10 protein-coding genes, 1 tRNA gene and 1 pseudogene are annotated in these 14,756 nt (G+C 61.6%); 9 read left to right on the top strand and 3 right to left on the bottom strand.

The features are described from left to right. The first annotated feature begins 44 nt into the window (after positions 1 to 44). Both BSF44_RS04135 and BSF44_RS04130 read left to right on the top strand, forming a co-directional pair. Positions 45 to 120, top strand: a tRNA-Thr gene (locus tag BSF44_RS04135). A gap of 132 nt (positions 121 to 252) precedes the next feature. Then, entirely contained in the window at positions 253 to 558 is a 306-nt protein-coding gene (locus BSF44_RS04130) for a DUF6388 family protein (protein ID WP_095942397.1), read from the top strand. A 121-nt stretch (positions 559 to 679) separates the two neighbouring features. Here BSF44_RS04130 and nadC read toward each other — a convergent pair whose 3' ends face one another. Next, a complete protein-coding gene (gene nadC / locus BSF44_RS04125) occupies positions 680 to 1,528 on the bottom strand; it encodes a carboxylating nicotinate-nucleotide diphosphorylase (RefSeq protein ID WP_095942396.1) in 849 nt (282 codons plus the stop codon). A gap of 263 nt (positions 1,529 to 1,791) precedes the next feature. Between nadC and BSF44_RS04120 the strand changes: the two are divergent. The 4 genes and pseudogenes from BSF44_RS04120 to BSF44_RS04105 all read left to right on the top strand — a co-directional run. Continuing rightward, positions 1,792 to 3,156 (top strand): annotated as a pseudogene (locus BSF44_RS04120) (DUF1631 family protein); the annotation flags it as partial. Positions 3,157 to 3,251: 95 nt separating this feature from the next. Next, a complete protein-coding gene (gene ampD, locus BSF44_RS04115) occupies positions 3,252 to 3,812 on the top strand; it encodes a 1,6-anhydro-N-acetylmuramyl-L-alanine amidase AmpD (protein WP_095942395.1) in 561 nt (186 codons plus the stop codon). Further along, a complete protein-coding gene (ampE, locus tag BSF44_RS04110; RefSeq protein ID WP_095942394.1) occupies positions 3,809 to 4,645 on the top strand; it encodes a regulatory signaling modulator protein AmpE in 837 nt (278 codons plus the stop codon). Before ampD ends, ampE begins: the two co-directional genes overlap by 4 nt. Before the next feature lie 189 nt (positions 4,646 to 4,834). Continuing rightward, positions 4,835 to 6,865: a methyl-accepting chemotaxis protein gene (locus BSF44_RS04105; protein ID WP_095942393.1), complete on the top strand. Its 2,031-nt coding sequence runs from the start codon at positions 4,835 to 4,837 to the stop codon at positions 6,863 to 6,865. Between the two features lie 126 nt (positions 6,866 to 6,991). Here BSF44_RS04105 and BSF44_RS04100 read toward each other — a convergent pair whose 3' ends face one another. Beyond that, positions 6,992 to 7,771 (bottom strand): TatD family hydrolase, encoded by a 780-nt coding sequence (locus tag BSF44_RS04100; protein WP_095942392.1) that lies wholly within the window; start codon positions 7,769 to 7,771, stop codon positions 6,992 to 6,994. Between the two features lie 3 nt (positions 7,772 to 7,774). Continuing rightward, the gene (gene cra / locus BSF44_RS04095; protein ID WP_095942391.1) at positions 7,775 to 8,770 is read right to left on the bottom strand and encodes a catabolite repressor/activator; all 996 of its coding nucleotides are present in this window, start codon (positions 8,768 to 8,770) and stop codon (positions 7,775 to 7,777) included. Between the two features lie 290 nt (positions 8,771 to 9,060). On the opposite strand from cra, the gene ptsP reads away from it, so the two are divergent. Genes ptsP through BSF44_RS04080 form a run of 3 tightly spaced genes read left to right on the top strand, consistent with a single transcriptional unit; the run spans position 9,061 to position 14,614 of the window. Further along, complete coding sequence (ptsP, locus tag BSF44_RS04090; RefSeq protein WP_095942390.1) at positions 9,061 to 11,922, top strand: phosphoenolpyruvate--protein phosphotransferase; 2,862 nt, start codon at positions 9,061 to 9,063, stop codon at positions 11,920 to 11,922. Beyond that, positions 11,922 to 12,863, top strand: coding sequence for a 1-phosphofructokinase (pfkB, locus tag BSF44_RS04085; protein ID WP_095942389.1), 942 nt, complete (start codon positions 11,922 to 11,924; stop codon positions 12,861 to 12,863). Before ptsP ends, pfkB begins: the two co-directional genes overlap by 1 nt. An 11-nt stretch (positions 12,864 to 12,874) precedes the next feature. Continuing rightward, complete coding sequence (locus BSF44_RS04080) at positions 12,875 to 14,614, top strand: PTS fructose-like transporter subunit IIB (protein WP_095942388.1); 1,740 nt, start codon at positions 12,875 to 12,877, stop codon at positions 14,612 to 14,614. Positions 14,615 to 14,756 lie beyond the last annotated feature (142 nt).

Below are 14,756 nucleotides of genomic sequence, written 5' to 3'. Positions count from 1 at the left end.
CGGAAGTTGCCTGCCCCTGAAGTCAGTGCTAGGTTTAGCCCACCGCCCGTGTAGCTCAGCCGGTAGAGCAGCGCACTCGTAACGCGAAGGTCGCAGGTTCGATTCCTGTCTCGGGCACCAGCAAGACTTGTTTTCAGATGATCCCGAATGGTTCTGAAGGCCAGACAAACCGCGCTGCTTACGGTTTTTTGCGTCAGAGAGATCCTTGATGATCCAGATCCATCTTCCATTCCCCAGATCAACGAGAACGCCATGACAATAAAAGAATTGACCCAAGAAGCCAGACACGAAGAAGCACTGAAAAAGTACGTGCTGGATGTGCCGGATCTGATGGAAGAGATCAAGGACCTGAGTGCCGATGATCAGAAAGACCAGATTCAATGGGCGTTCGAGGACGAGGCCGAAGCCCAGGGCCTGCAGCCGTGGGAGCTGACGCTCAAGTACACCTCAACGCCGGAAGAATACGAAGCAGAACGCCTGAAGTTGCACAAAGAAGCTGCCGAGGTGTTGGGCGTCGGGTGGGAAGAGTACTGCGAGATGAACAACCTGGTGGTTTGACACGAACTGTAGGAGCGAGCTTGCTCGCGATGGTCGTAAACGATTACGCGGGTTTATTGGTTAAACGTGGCGCTCTCGGGTACATCGCGAGCAAGCTCGCTCCTACAATTTGTACGTGTGATCAGAGACTCAGGCGCATCGACAGATCAACCGCCTTCACATCCTTGGTCATCGCACCGATCGAAATGTAATCCACCCCGGTCTGTGCAATCGGCAGCAACGTGCTTTCGTTGATCCCGCCGCTGGCCTCCAGCTTGGCCTTGCCGGCGTTCAGGCGCACGGCTTCGCGCATGTCGTCCAGGCTCAGTTCGTCGAGCATGATGATGTCGGCACCGGCCGCCAGCGCTTCTTTCAATTCATCCAGGCTTTCCACTTCAATCTCGACCGGTTTGCCCGGGGCAATCTTGTGCGCGGCGGCGATGGCCTGGGCGATACCGCCGCTGGCGGCGATGTGGTTTTCCTTGATCAGGAAGGCGTCATACAGGCCAATGCGGTGGTTGTGGCAACCGCCGCAGGTTACGGCGTACTTTTGCGCCAGGCGCAGCCCCGGCAGTGTTTTGCGGGTATCGAGCAGCTTGACCTGAGTCTCGGCCACGAAGTCCGCCAGGTACTGCGCGCGGGTCGCCACGCCGGAGAGCAGCTGCAGGAAGTTCAGGGCGCTGCGTTCGCCGGTCAGCAGCGAGCGTGCAGGGCCTTCGAGGTGGAACAGCACCTGGTTGGGCGCCACCCGTTCACCGTCGGCAACCTGCCAGTGCACCGCCACCCGTGGGTCCAGTTGCCGAAACACGTTATCCACCCAGGCGGTGCCGCTGATGACGGCCGCATCGCGGGTAATGATGGTGGCCTTGGCCAGGCGTTCGGCCGGGATCAACTGCGCGGTGATGTCGCCGCTGCCGATGTCTTCACGCAACGCACGGCGCACGTTGGCTTCGATTTCGGCGGTCAGATCGGCGAGATGTAGGTTCGGCATAACGGACTCCACAAACAAAGTGGCTCGATTATAGGGCCATGGCACGGACCAACCCAAGGCATCAGAGCGTTACGTTGGCACGGGCGCCTGCATTTGGTCGAATCCCTGCCATTGTCGTGTTGGTCATCGTTGCCAAGCAAACGCCTGTTTGAGAGCAGATGCAGAGTCTTCTGGCGCAAGGGGGAGTTTTTAAAAGATAATTCGCCTTGTATTTGACGTCATGAGTTTGACGAGTTGACGCATCACCGTTCCAGGGAGGCCGAATGCACAACGACGGGAATGTAGTGCCTTTGCACAAGGCAACTACCGACCAGGTGGCTCACTCGCCACTCGCCCGACTGCCGGCGATTCTTCTTCAGGTTCGCGACAAGGCCGCGCAACAGCTGCGACACGGATTGCAGGCGCTGTTCGACAACGCCGACGACACCCTCTTCGAAATGGCCGACCGCGCCCGCTGTGACATCGAGCAGAACATCTTCTTTCAAGCGATGCGCGATTTGCGCCTCAAGCGCAAAAGCATCGAGCGGGTTTTTCTCGAGCAGCTTTTCGCCGCGTTTATCCGACTTGCCCACTACGAAAGCGCGTTTGCGGCCTTGCCCCAGACTCTGGCGGCCGATACCTCGACGGCGCAACCCGATGACGAGCGCGAGCGCACGGTCGCGGTGCAGGCGATGGTCAGCCGGGTGCTGGATCGCGACGGTTTCGCCCTGGACCAACTGACGGCCCGACTCTGTGCCTTGTTGGGCAAGGAGCCGGGCGACCTGCACAACCCTCTGGGTCCGGCGATGTTCTGCGAATACTTTTTGCAAGCCGCACGCCAGCTCGGGCTTGAGATCAAGGTCAAGCTGATCATCCTCACGTTGTTCGAACGCTATGTCCTCAGCGAGGCCGATCAGCTTTACGCAGAAGCCAATCAGCTGCTGCTCGCCACCGGTGTCTTACCCAACCTGAAACTGGCCCCGGTGCGTCGTACCACGGACCGACCTGACAAAAGCGTCACGGTCGGACTGACCGATGAGGGCCCCGATCCGATTTCCACGCGAGATCTGTTGCGCCTGCTTTCGCACTTGCAGCAATACGTGCCGGCACCGGCGGCCGTTGATGATTTCGATCTGCGCAACCAGCTCGAACAGTTATTGACCCGAGTCAGCGTCAAAAGCGGTCGGTCGCGGGTTTTCGGGGAGGCCGATGAAGATGTGATCAACCTGGTCGCCATGCTTTTCGAATGCATGCTCGATGATCGCAACCTGCCGGATTCCCTCAAGGCACTGATTGGCCGATTGCAGATTCCACTGGTCAAGGTGGCGGTGCTCGACAAGAGCTTCTTCAGTCGCAGCAATCATCCGGCGCGACGTCTGCTCAACGAAATCGCCAACGCGGCCATGGGGTGGGGAGCCTGTGACGATCATGAGCGTGACAGCCTTTACGTGCGCATCGACCAGGTCGTACAGCGTCTGTTGAATGACTTTGTCGATGACCCAGCGATATTTTCCGAATTGCTGGCCGACTTTCTCGCGGTTACCCAGGGCGAGCGCCGTCGCACCGACCTGGCCCTGGAGCTGCGCAACGGCGTGGCGCGAGTGCTTGACGACACCTTGCTGTTCGAGCGGGCGCTGGAGTCGGTGATCGGCAACCTCAAGTGCCTCAATCGCGGCAAGTGATCGCGCCCCGGGGGATTATCGCGGCATACTGTGCCAATACAGTCGACGTTGAAGGAATCGGTATGCAGTTGGACCCCGCGAGCGGTTGGATTCAGGGTGTGCATGTCTGCCCCTCACCCAACTTCAATGCGCGCCCCACAGGCGAAATTTCCCTGCTGGTGATCCACAACATCAGCCTGCCGCCAGCGCAGTTCGCCACCGGCAAGGTGCAGGAATTTTTCCAGAATCGTCTGGATGTCACCGAACACCCCTATTTTGAAGGGATCGCGGATTTGCGGGTGTCGGCGCACTTTCTGATCGAACGTGACGGTACCGTCACCCAGTTTGTTTCATGTCTTGAGCGTGCGTGGCATGCGGGTGTCTCGTGCTTCGAGGGGCGGGAAACCTGTAACGATTTTTCCGTGGGCATCGAGCTTGAAGGCACGGATGATCTGCCGTTCACTGACGCGCAATACAGCGCATTGACAGCCCTGACCCGCCAGTTGCAACAGGCGTTCACGGCAATCACCACAGAGCGCATCTGCGGGCACAGCGACATTGCACCGGGGCGCAAAACCGATCCAGGGTCGGCGTTCGACTGGGCACGCTATCGTGCCGCCCTGGCACAAGAGGAAGGACGATGAGTTTTCTGGTGTTGCTGTTGGCGGTATGGATCGAGAAGTTCTCGGCCCTGCGTCATCGGGTTCAGCGTGACAATGGCTGGACACACGAGCTGAACAAGCTTGAGGCCAGCCCGCGACTTTCGGAGCGGCCATGGCTGGTGTTGGCGGTAATGGTCTTGTTGCCGGTGGCGTTGCTGGGTTTGCTGCTGGTCGTCATCGAGCCGGTGGCCTACGGGTTACTGGCGTTGCCGATCCATTTGCTGGTGGTGATCTACAGCCTGGGGCGCGGTGATCTGTTGGGTGATCTCGGACCGTTCCGTGATGCCTGGCGTCGGGAGGACCTGCAAGCGGCGGCCCATGTCGCCAAGCGCGATCTGGATATCTGCGCAGACAGTGGCGAGCAGTTGCTGGAGCAGGTCGAAGGGCATTTGCTGTGGGAGGCCTACCAGAGCTTTTTCGCGGTGATTTTCTGGTACTTCCTGTTGGGACCGGTCGCGGCGCTGAGTTATCGGCTGCTGGCGCTGGCCGAAGAACACGGGAAAAACCCGGCGGTGGTAGAGCGCGCCGGGCAACTGCGTCATGCCTTCGACTGGTTGCCGGTGCGTCTGCTGGCGGCGAGCCTGGCGTTGGTTGGCAATTTTGTCGCGGTCAGTCGGGTCATGCTGCATGAGCTGCTGAACTGGAACATCAGCGCCGCGCAATTGATCGTGAAAGTCGGGCTGGTGGCCGGTGAAATTCCGGCACCGGTGAGCGGCGCCGAAGGTATCAACAATCTGGACCGCATCTGGGCGTTGCTGCTGCGTGCGGCGGTGCTCTGGTATGCCGGGTTTGCGTTGTGGACGGTCCTGCATTAACGCTGCATTCAGAAAAGCTCCTTGATCACAGGGCGGTCACTAGTGCGAAGTGCTTCGCCCTGTCGTTAACCTTAAGTTACAAAACCTCCTGCCGATTTAAGTTATACAGAGATAGCGCCGAATAGTGGCTATCTGCCGTCTGTCTGCGCCCGCCAATAAAAAAAATAAGAAATCGAAGGGAGACATCCAGTGAAGAGCTTGCTCTATCCCGCTGTCGCACTGATGAACCGCCTGAGCTTCGGCATGAAGTTCAGCCTGATCAGCGTACTGTTCCTGGTGCCGATGCTGGTGACCAACTTCTATCTGGTGCGGGACTCCTATCGCGAATTCCAGGGCACGCGCATCGAACTGCAAAGTCTCGACCTGTTGGGCAGCAGCCTGACGCTGCGGCGCGATCTGGAAACCCTGAACAACCTGGTGCAGATCAATGTCAGCCTCGGCCAATCCGGCAAGGCCGGCAATGTCGAATCGAAAATCAGCACCCTCGAGCAGAATATTCTGACTCGCCTGCAAGGGCTGACACCGATGGCCAGCGACCCGGAGCAGGTCGCGGTGTTTGATGGTAAACGCGATGAAATGATCACCGCGTTCAAGGCCCAGCAAACGGAAAACTCCCTGCAAAGCAAAAGTGCCTTGATCGGCAAACTGGTGGGCAGCGCGCAGATATTCAGCCAGCTCATCACCAGCCAGTCGGGCCTGAGTCGCGACAACCAGAGCGACATGCGCCAGTTGAGCGAGCTCGTCACCCTCGTCACGCCACGGGTCACCCAGATCCTGGGCGAAGGTCGGGCGATGGGGTCTTACTCGTTGGGGCAGGGGTTCATCAATTCGGCTTCGAGTACCCGTTTCGATGAATTGCTGGCGCAGATTGAAAAGCTCCAGGCCGAGTATGGCCTGAAGTTGCAGGATGCCCTGGGTTCCAGCAAGGCTGCGCGTGAGACCCTGGCCGCTCAGGCCGATAGCAGCCGGGCATCCTTGAAGAAGGCCAGCGAGCTGTTCGAAGAGCAAGTGGTCATGGCCGATACCCTCGACGCGCCGTGGCAGGGTTTTTACGATCAGGTCACTGCCCTGATGGACCAGACCTACCAACTCAACGAAGCCACCCTGAAGTATCTGGGCCCGCAGTTACAGCAACGCCTGGACCAGAACCGCACGCACATGGTGTTGCAGGCCGTGGCGCTGTCAGTCGTATTTGTGCTGATCTTTTATCTCTACGGCGCTTTCTACGCCTCGACCCGCACCACGCTCAAGCGCCTGGGGGCGGTGATGGACAAGGTGGCGGCCGGCGACATGACCGTGACCTTCAGTGCCCACAGCCGCGATGAGCTGGGGGAGTTGGGCGAGGTGTTCAACGGCACGGTGAAAAAAATCCATGACCTGATCGAGCGGGTGGGGCAGACCGTCAGCGAAGTCGAGCGTCAGGCCGGGCAAGTGCAAAACGTTTCCGCGCAAAGCAACCAGGCCGTCGCCGGGCAGCGCACGCAGATCGAACAAGTGGCCACGGCCATGAACCAGATGTCGGCCACTTCCCAGGAAGTGGCGCGCAGTGCCGCCGCGGCGGTGAGCAGTGCCCACAGTGTCAACGATGAGACCATCAGTGGCCGCAGTCTGGTGGAATCTCAGCAAGGCAGCATTGCCGCGCTGGCCAGCGAGATCGATCAATCGGTACTGGTGATCAACCAACTGGCCAGCGACAGCCAGTCCATCAGCCGCGTGCTCGAAGTGATCAAGAGCATCGCCGAGCAGACCAACCTGCTGGCGCTCAATGCCGCCATCGAGGCAGCGCGGGCCGGTGAGCAGGGCCGTGGTTTCGCCGTGGTGGCCGACGAAGTCCGGACCCTGGCCAAACGAACCCAGCAATCGACCGAAGAAATCGAGCAGATGATCGCCAGGCTCCATGGCGGTGTCGGCGCGGCGGTCAAGGCCATGGGCACCAGCCATGAAATGGCCAGCGGCACGGTCGGGCAGTCGGAGAAGGTCCAGCGGGCGCTGGAAAACATCCTGGGAGCGGTCGGCATGATCGTCGACCAGAACCAACAGATTGCCGCCGCCGTGGAGCAGCAAACCGCCGTGGCCCACGACATCGACCAGAACATCGTCGAGATCAATCGCGCCGGCGAGCGCACCGCTGAAGGTGCGCATCAGACCGAAGATGCCAGTCGAGCATTGTCGGCCCAGGTCGTGGAGTTGAAGCAGTTGATCAGCGCGTTTCGGGTTTGAAAGAGCGCTCGGGGACCCTGTAGGAGCGAGCCTGCTCGCGATAACGGTTTATCAGGCGACATTGATGTCGACTGATACTCAGCCATCGCGAGCAGGCTCGCTCCTACAGTGGGCGGGTGCTGGCCGTTATGACCAGTTAAACAACTCGCAGGCATTGGCCGTACTGGCCGTGGCCAATTGCTCGGGGCTGATCGCCATGATGTCGGCCAGTGCCGCGCAGATCGCCGGCAGGTGTGCCGGGCTGTTGCGCTGGCCGGGGAACATGGCTGGGGCCATGTCCGGCGAGTCGGTTTCCAGCACCACAGAATCCAGCGGTAGCTCGGCGAGCACGCGGTGCATGCGCAGCGCTTGAGGCCAGGTCGCAGCGCCGCCAAGGCCGAGTTTGAAACCCAGCTTGATGTATTCCCGGGCCTCTTCCTTGCTGCCGGCAAAGGCATGGATGATGCCTGCCCGTTTGAGCTTGAAGCGTTTGAGCGTGGCAATCACCGCCGCATGGCTGCGCCGCACATGGATCAAGGCCGGAAGATTGAAATCCGCCGCCAGTCGCAATTGCGCCTCGAACAACGCCTGCTGGCGGTCGCGGTCCAGGGTTTCGATAAAGTAGTCCAGGCCGATCTCGCCGACCGCACACAGTTGCCGATGGCCAGCCAGACGGGTCAGCCAGTCACCGAGTTCGCTCAGGTGTTGCGGGCGATGATCGTCCAGGTACACCGGGTGCAATCCGAACGCGGCGTGCAGGTCGGGATCACTCTGCACCAGTTCCCAGACCCGCTGCCAATTGGCCTGATAAACCCCCAGCACCACCATCCGCCGCACCCCGAGGGCGCGGCTTTCGGCCAGCAACGCCTGACGGTCGGCGTCGAAGTCCGGAAAATCCAGATGGGTGTGGGTGTCGATCAGCTCCACGGTTCAGTCCTGGCGAATACGCTGCTTGAACGTGCGCGCGATGGCTTGCACGCCAGGCCGGTAATCCGACTGCTCGATGGCGGCCAGGGCTAGTGCAAGAGCCTTGTCGGCGATCAACTGGTGTTGCTGGGCCATGGCGTTGACCGGCAGCGGCAGGAAGTCCAGCAACTGGGTGTCGCCGAATGTGCCGAGGCGCAGCGGGCGGTTTTTCAGTGGGAAGTCGTGCAGCGCATCGAACACACCCTGAAGCAGCACGTAGGATGTGGTCACCAGGGCATCGGGCAAATGACCCAGACGCTGCAGCAACTCTTCCATCAGTTGTTTGCCGCACTCGCGGCTGAAGGACTCGCCTTCTTCGATCAGCACCTCGCCGCTGAACCCGACGAGCGCTTCTTTGAAGCCGGCGCAACGTTCCTGGCTGATGCTCAGCTCCGGGCGGGCACCGATCAGCGCGATCTGTTTGGGCAAGGGATCGAGCAGGCTGCGGGTCAGTTGCAGGCTGGCCTCGCGGTCGTCACTGATCACCGAGCAGAAATGCTCGGGTTCCATGACCCGGTCGATGGCGATGATCGGAATGCCCTTGGCCTGCAATTGGCGATAGCTGTCGTCGCCGGCCGGCAGGCAACTGGCAACGATCAGTGCATCGCAGCGCCGGGCGCGGAACAGTTGCAGCAGTTGCCGTTCACTGTCCGGCGCATCGTCGGAACTGGCGATCAGCAACTGATAACCCCGGGCCCGCGCGCCTTGCTCCAGCAATTTGGCGATTCGCGCGTAACTGGGGTTTTCCAGATCCGGCAGAATGAAGCCCAATGTGCGGGTGTGCCGGCTGCGCAAACCGGCAGCCTGTGGGTTAGGCGTGAAGCCATGTTGTTCGACGACCGCGCGCACGCGTTCGACGGTGGCGCTGCTGATGCGCTGTTGTTCGGCCTTGCCATTGATGACATAGCTGGCGGTGGTGACGGACACACCGGCCAACTGGGCAATATCACTGAGTTTCAACCCGCTGTTTCCTTGTTTTTTCGAGATTGCCTCGACATTTTCGTCAATCCTAACCGATTAAGGCAGGCGACCATTGTCGCAACGCATCCGACAAGTTGGACTTCAAGGATGGGCCAATATCGAGTAACGTGCCAATCGATCTAGATTAAACGATTCAGCAAGCGTATTTTCTACGCTTTAGGCGCCTTTGGTCGGTTCTGCCGTGAAACCGCCAAAAACGATGGCCAGGCGCCTGAGCTGACTCATTCAAAACAATACCTGGTGCCCCAAGGCGCCAAAAAGGAGAAAGCATGCTCGAGCTCACTGTAGAGCAGATTTCCATGGGCCAGTCGGCCGTGGATAAGTCCGCAGCGCTGCAATTGCTGGCCCGGCATCTGGTCGCCGATGGCCTGGTTGCCGAAGGGTATCTCGCCGGTTTGCAAGCGCGGGAAGCCCAGGGCTCGACCTTTCTCGGTCAGGGTATTGCCATCCCCCACGGTACGCCCGAAACCCGCGACCTGGTGTTCACCACCGGTGTGCGCCTGATGCAGTTCCCTGAAGGCGTGGACTGGGGCGACGGTCATATCGTTTACCTGGCGATCGGTATCGCCGCCAAATCCGATGAGCATCTGCGCCTGTTGCAATTGCTCACCCGCGCCCTCGGTGAAACTGACCTGGGCCAGGCCTTGCGTCGCGCCGGTTCCGCCGAAGCCTTGCTGAAGTTGCTGCAAGGCGCGCCGCAGGAGTTGGCGCTGGATGCGCAGATGATCGGCCTCGGTGTGGCGGCCGAAGATTTCGAAGAGCTGGTCTGGCGCGGCGCACGTTTGTTGCGGCAGGCCGACTGCGTGAGCAACGGGTTTTCCGCCGTTTTGCAACAGGTTGACGCGCTGCCCTTGGGCGATGGCCTGTGGTGGCTGCACAGCGAGCAGACGGTGAAGCGTCCGGGCCTGGCCTTCGTCACCCCGGACAGACCGCTGCGCTATCTCGGCCAGCCACTCAATGGACTGTTCTGCCTGGCCAGCCTCGGTGAGGCCCATCAAGCCCTGCTCGAACGCCTGTGCGCGTTGTTGATCGAAGGGCGTGGCCATGAGTTGGGGCGCGCCACCAGCAGCCGCAAGGTCCTCGAAGTGCTTGGTGGTGAAGTGCCCGCCGACTGGCCCAGTGCGCGAATTGCATTGGCCAACGCTCACGGTTTGCATGCGCGGCCGGCGAAAATCCTCGCGCAACTGGCGAAGAGTTTTGAAGGTGACATCCGCGTGCGCATCGTCGATGGTCATGACAGCGCAGTGTCGGTAAAGAGCTTGAGCAAGTTGCTCAGCCTCGGCGCCCGTCGTGGGCAGGTCCTGGAAATCATCGCCGAACCGGGCATCGCGGCTGATGCGCTGCCAGCCTTGTTGGCCGCTATCGAAGAAGGTCTCGGTGAAGAGGTCGAACCGCTGCCGCCGGTAAGCCAGGCGCGCGAAGTCGTTGCCGATATGGCCGAAGTGGTCCTCGCCCCGATATCTGGCAGCGTGGTTCAGGCGATTGCCGCAGCTCCGGGGATTGCCATCGGCCCGGCGCATATTCAGGTGCTGCAAACCATCGATTATCCGTTGCGCGGCGAATCCGCCGGCATCGAGCGTGAGCGTCTCCAGCAAGCCCTGGCGCAGGTACGCCGTGACATCCAGGGCCTGATCGAGAGCAGCAAGAGCAAAGCCATCCGCGAAATCTTCATCACCCACCAGGAGATGCTCGACGACCCGGAACTGACCGATGAGGTCGATACGCGCCTCAAGCAGGGCGAAAGCGCCGAGGCGGCGTGGATGGCCGTGATTGAAGCGGCGGCCCGGCAGCAGGAAGCGTTGCAGGATGCCTTGCTCGCCGAACGTGCGGCCGACTTGCGCGACATCGGACGTCGGGTGTTGATGCAGCTCTGCGGCATCGAAACCCCGAGCGAACCGGATCAACCGTACATTCTGGTGATGGACGAGGTCGGCCCGTCCGACGTCGCGCGTCTCGATCCCGCTCGCGTGGCGGGGATTCTCACCGCTCGGGGTGGCGCTACGGCGCACAGTGCGATTGTCGCCAGGGCCCTGGGCATTCCGGCATTGGTCGGCGCCGGCCCCGGCGTGTTGCTGCTGGCGCCGGGTACGCCGTTGCTGCTCGATGGCCAGCGTGGTCGCCTGCATGTGGACGCTGACGCGGCGACTTTGCAGCGCGCCACGGCCGAACGCGATACCCGCGAGCAACGCTTGAAGGCGGCTGCTGAACGGCGTCATCAACCGGCGTTGACCACCGATGGCCACGCCGTCGAAGTGTTCGCCAACATTGGTGAAAGCGCCGGTGTGAGCGGCGCGGTGGAGCAGGGCGCCGAAGGCATCGGCCTGTTGCGGACCGAACTGATTTTCATGGCCCACCCGCAAGCGCCCGACGAGGCAACCCAGGAAGCCGAGTACCGTCGCGTCCTCGATGGTCTGGCCGGGCGGCCGCTGGTGGTGCGTACGCTCGATGTCGGTGGTGACAAACCGCTGCCGTACTGGCCGATTGCGAAGGAAGAAAACCCCTTCCTCGGCGTACGCGGCATTCGCCTGACCTTGCAGCGCCCGCAGATCATGGAAGCGCAACTGCGCGCCTTGCTGCGGGCTGCCGACAACCGACCGCTGCGGATCATGTTCCCGATGGTGGGCAGCGTCGACGAGTGGCGTCAGGCCCGCGACATGACCGAACGCCTGCGCCAGGAAATCCCGGTCGCCGACCTGCAACTGGGGATCATGATCGAAGTGCCGTCGGCGGCGTTGCTGGCGCCGGTGCTGGCCCAGGAGGTCGACTTTTTCAGCGTCGGTACCAACGACCTGACCCAATACACCCTGGCCATCGACCGTGGTCATCCGACGCTGTCGGCCCAGGCCGATGGCTTGCATCCGGCGGTGCTGCAACTGATCGACATCACCGTGCGCGCGGCCCATGCCCATGGTAAATGGGTTGGTGTGTGCGGCGAGCTGGCGGCCGACCCGCTGGCGGTGCCGGTGCTGGTCGGCCTCGGGGTGGATGAGCTCAGCGTCGGGGCGCGCAGCATTGCCGAAGTCAAGGCGCGGATTCGCGAACTGGGCTTCACTCAGACTCAAACCCTTGCCCGCCAGGCCTTGGCCGTGGGCAGCGCCAATGAAGTTCGCGCATTAGTGGAGGCCCTGTAATGGCCCGGATTCTTACCCTGACCCTCAACCCGGCGCTGGACCTGACCGTCCAGTTGCCGCGCCTTGAAGCCGGCCAGGTCAACCGCAGCGATGTGATGCACACCCACGCCGCCGGCAAAGGCGTGAACGTGGCGCAAGTGCTGGCCGACCTCGGGCATCAGCTGACCGTCAGTGGCTTTCTCGGCGAAGACAACCTGCAAGCCTTTGAAACGTTGTTCGCCAAACGCGGTTTTGTCGATGCCTTCATCCGTGTACCAGGCGAGACCCGCAGCAATATCAAACTGGCGGAAAGCGACGGGCGCATCACCGACATCAACGGGCCGGGACCGCAGGTCAGCGAGGCGGCGCAGCAGGCCTTGATGGATCGACTGGAGCAGATTGCGCCGGGACACGATGCTGTCGTGGTCGCTGGCAGCTTGCCGTTGGGCGTGAGTGGGCAGTGGTTGCAGGCGTTGATTGTACGCTTGAAAGAACTGGGGCTTAACGTCGCACTCGACACCAGTGGCGAGGCGTTGCGTGCTGCGCTCAAAGCGGGGCCGTGGCTGATCAAACCCAACACTGAAGAGCTGGCCGAGGTGCTCGACTGCGAGGTCGTGTCGGTCAGCGCCCAATCCATAGCGGCGGAGCGTTTGCACGCTCAGGGCATCGAGCATGTGGTGATCTCCCACGGTGCCGAAGGCGTGAACTGGTTCAGCGTCGGCTCGGCATTGCATGCCACGCCACCCAAGGTCAGCGTCGCCAGCACGGTGGGCGCGGGTGATTCGTTGCTGGCGGGGATGCTCCACGGTTTGCTCAGTGCCGATACGCCGGAGCAGACCTTGCGCACCGCCACGGCGATTGCCGCGATGGCAGTGACCCAGATCGGATTCGGCATTGGCGATGCAGCGCAACTGGCGCAGCTTGAACAGGGTGTACGCGTGCGTCCCCTGACAGAACAATAAGAGGGTTTGTCATGAAGTTAGCCATCGTTACGGCCTGCCCGAACGGCATGGTCACCAGTGTGCTGTGTGCCCGGCTGCTCGATGCCGCGGCCCAGCGTCAGGGCTGGAGCACCAGCGTCGAAGTCACCGATGCCGCGCATCCCGAAAAACAACTGTCGGCGGCCACCCTTGACGCGGCCGAGTGGGTGCTGCTGGTGACCAGCGCGCCGGTGGAGATGTCGCGGTTTGTTGGCAAGCGGCTGTTCCAGAGCACCCCGGCCCAGGCCCTGCAGGACGTGGAAGCCGTGCTGCGACGTGGTGCGCAGGAGGCACAGGTCTACGCCGCTGAAGAGGCCGTCGTCGAACCTGTGGCGGTCGTCCAGAACGCGCCGCGACTGGTGGCCGTCACCGCGTGCCCGACGGGTGTCGCTCACACGTTCATGGCCGCCGAGGCCTTGCAGCAAGCGGCCAAGCGCCTGGGTTATGACCTGCAGGTGGAAACCCAGGGCTCGGTCGGCGCGCGCAATCCATTGAGCGCACAAGCCATTGCCGAGGCCGATGTGGTGCTGCTGGCGGCCGATATCGAAGTCGCCACCGAGCGTTTCGCCGGCAAGAAAATCTATCGCTGTGGCACCGGCATTGCTCTCAAGCAAGCCGAGGCGACCTTGAAAAAAGCCTTGGCCGAAGGTCAGCAGGAAAACGCCTCGAGTGCAGCCAAGACAACGGCCAAACAGGAGAAGACGGGCGTTTATAAACACCTGCTGACCGGCGTGTCGTTCATGTTGCCAATGGTGGTGGCCGGCGGCTTGATGATCGCCTTGTCGTTCGTGTTCGGCATCACCGCTTTCAAGGAGGAGGGCACGCTGGCGGCGGCGTTGATGCAGATCGGCGGCGACACTGCGTTCAAGCTGATGGTGCCGCTGTTGGCGGGTTATATCGCCTATTCCATTGCCGACCGTCCGGGCCTCGCGCCGGGGATGATCGGCGGCATGCTGGCGAGCACCCTGGGCGCCGGTTTCATCGGCGGGATCATTGCCGGATTTCTGGCCGGTTACGCGGCCAAGGCGATCAACCGTTATGCACGATTGCCGCAAAGCCTTGAGGCACTCAAGCCGATCCTGATCATCCCGCTGCTGGCGAGCCTGTTCACCGGTCTGGTGATGATCTACGTGGTCGGTAAACCGGTGGCCGGGATGCTCGCCGGGCTCACGCATTTCCTCGACAGCATGGGCACCACCAACGCGATTCTGCTCGGTGTGCTGCTGGGTGGCATGATGTGCGTCGACCTCGGCGGGCCGATCAACAAGGCGGCCTATGCGTTCTCGGTAGGGTTGCTGGCGTCGCAGAGTTACGCACCGATGGCGGCGACCATGGCGGCCGGCATGGTGCCGCCGATCGGCCTGGGCATTGCTACGTTCATTGCCCGGCGCAAGTTTGCGCAGGCTGAGCGCGAAGCCGGTAAAGCAGCACTGGTACTGGGGCTGTGTTTCATCTCCGAAGGGGCGATCCCATTTGCGGCGAAAGACCCGCTGCGGGTGATTCCGGCGAGCATCGCCGGCGGTGCGCTGACCGGTGCGTTGTCGATGTATTTCGGCTGTAAATTGATGGCGCCCCACGGTGGGTTGTTCGTGCTGGCGATCCCGAATGCGATCAACCATGCGCTGCTTTATTTGTTGGCGATTGTGGCGGGGAGCCTGTTGACGGCGGTGGTGTATGCGCTGGTCAAGCGGCCGGAGACGGTGGAGTTGGCGGTAGAACCCGTCACCGCCTGACACCTGTCCTTGTTCCTGCCCCCTGTAGGAGCGAGCTTGCTCGCGATTGCGGTGTGTCAGTCGACATAAATGTTGAGTGTGAAAAGGCCATCGCGAGCAAGCTCGCTCCCACAGGGATCTGCAGCGCTGGGAAGACCTGTGT

Source organism: Pseudomonas sp. ACN8, assembly GCF_002303925.1.
Classification (GTDB): Bacteria; Pseudomonadota; Gammaproteobacteria; order Pseudomonadales; family Pseudomonadaceae; genus Aquipseudomonas.
This window is presented reverse-complemented; position numbering and strand designations above follow the sequence as displayed.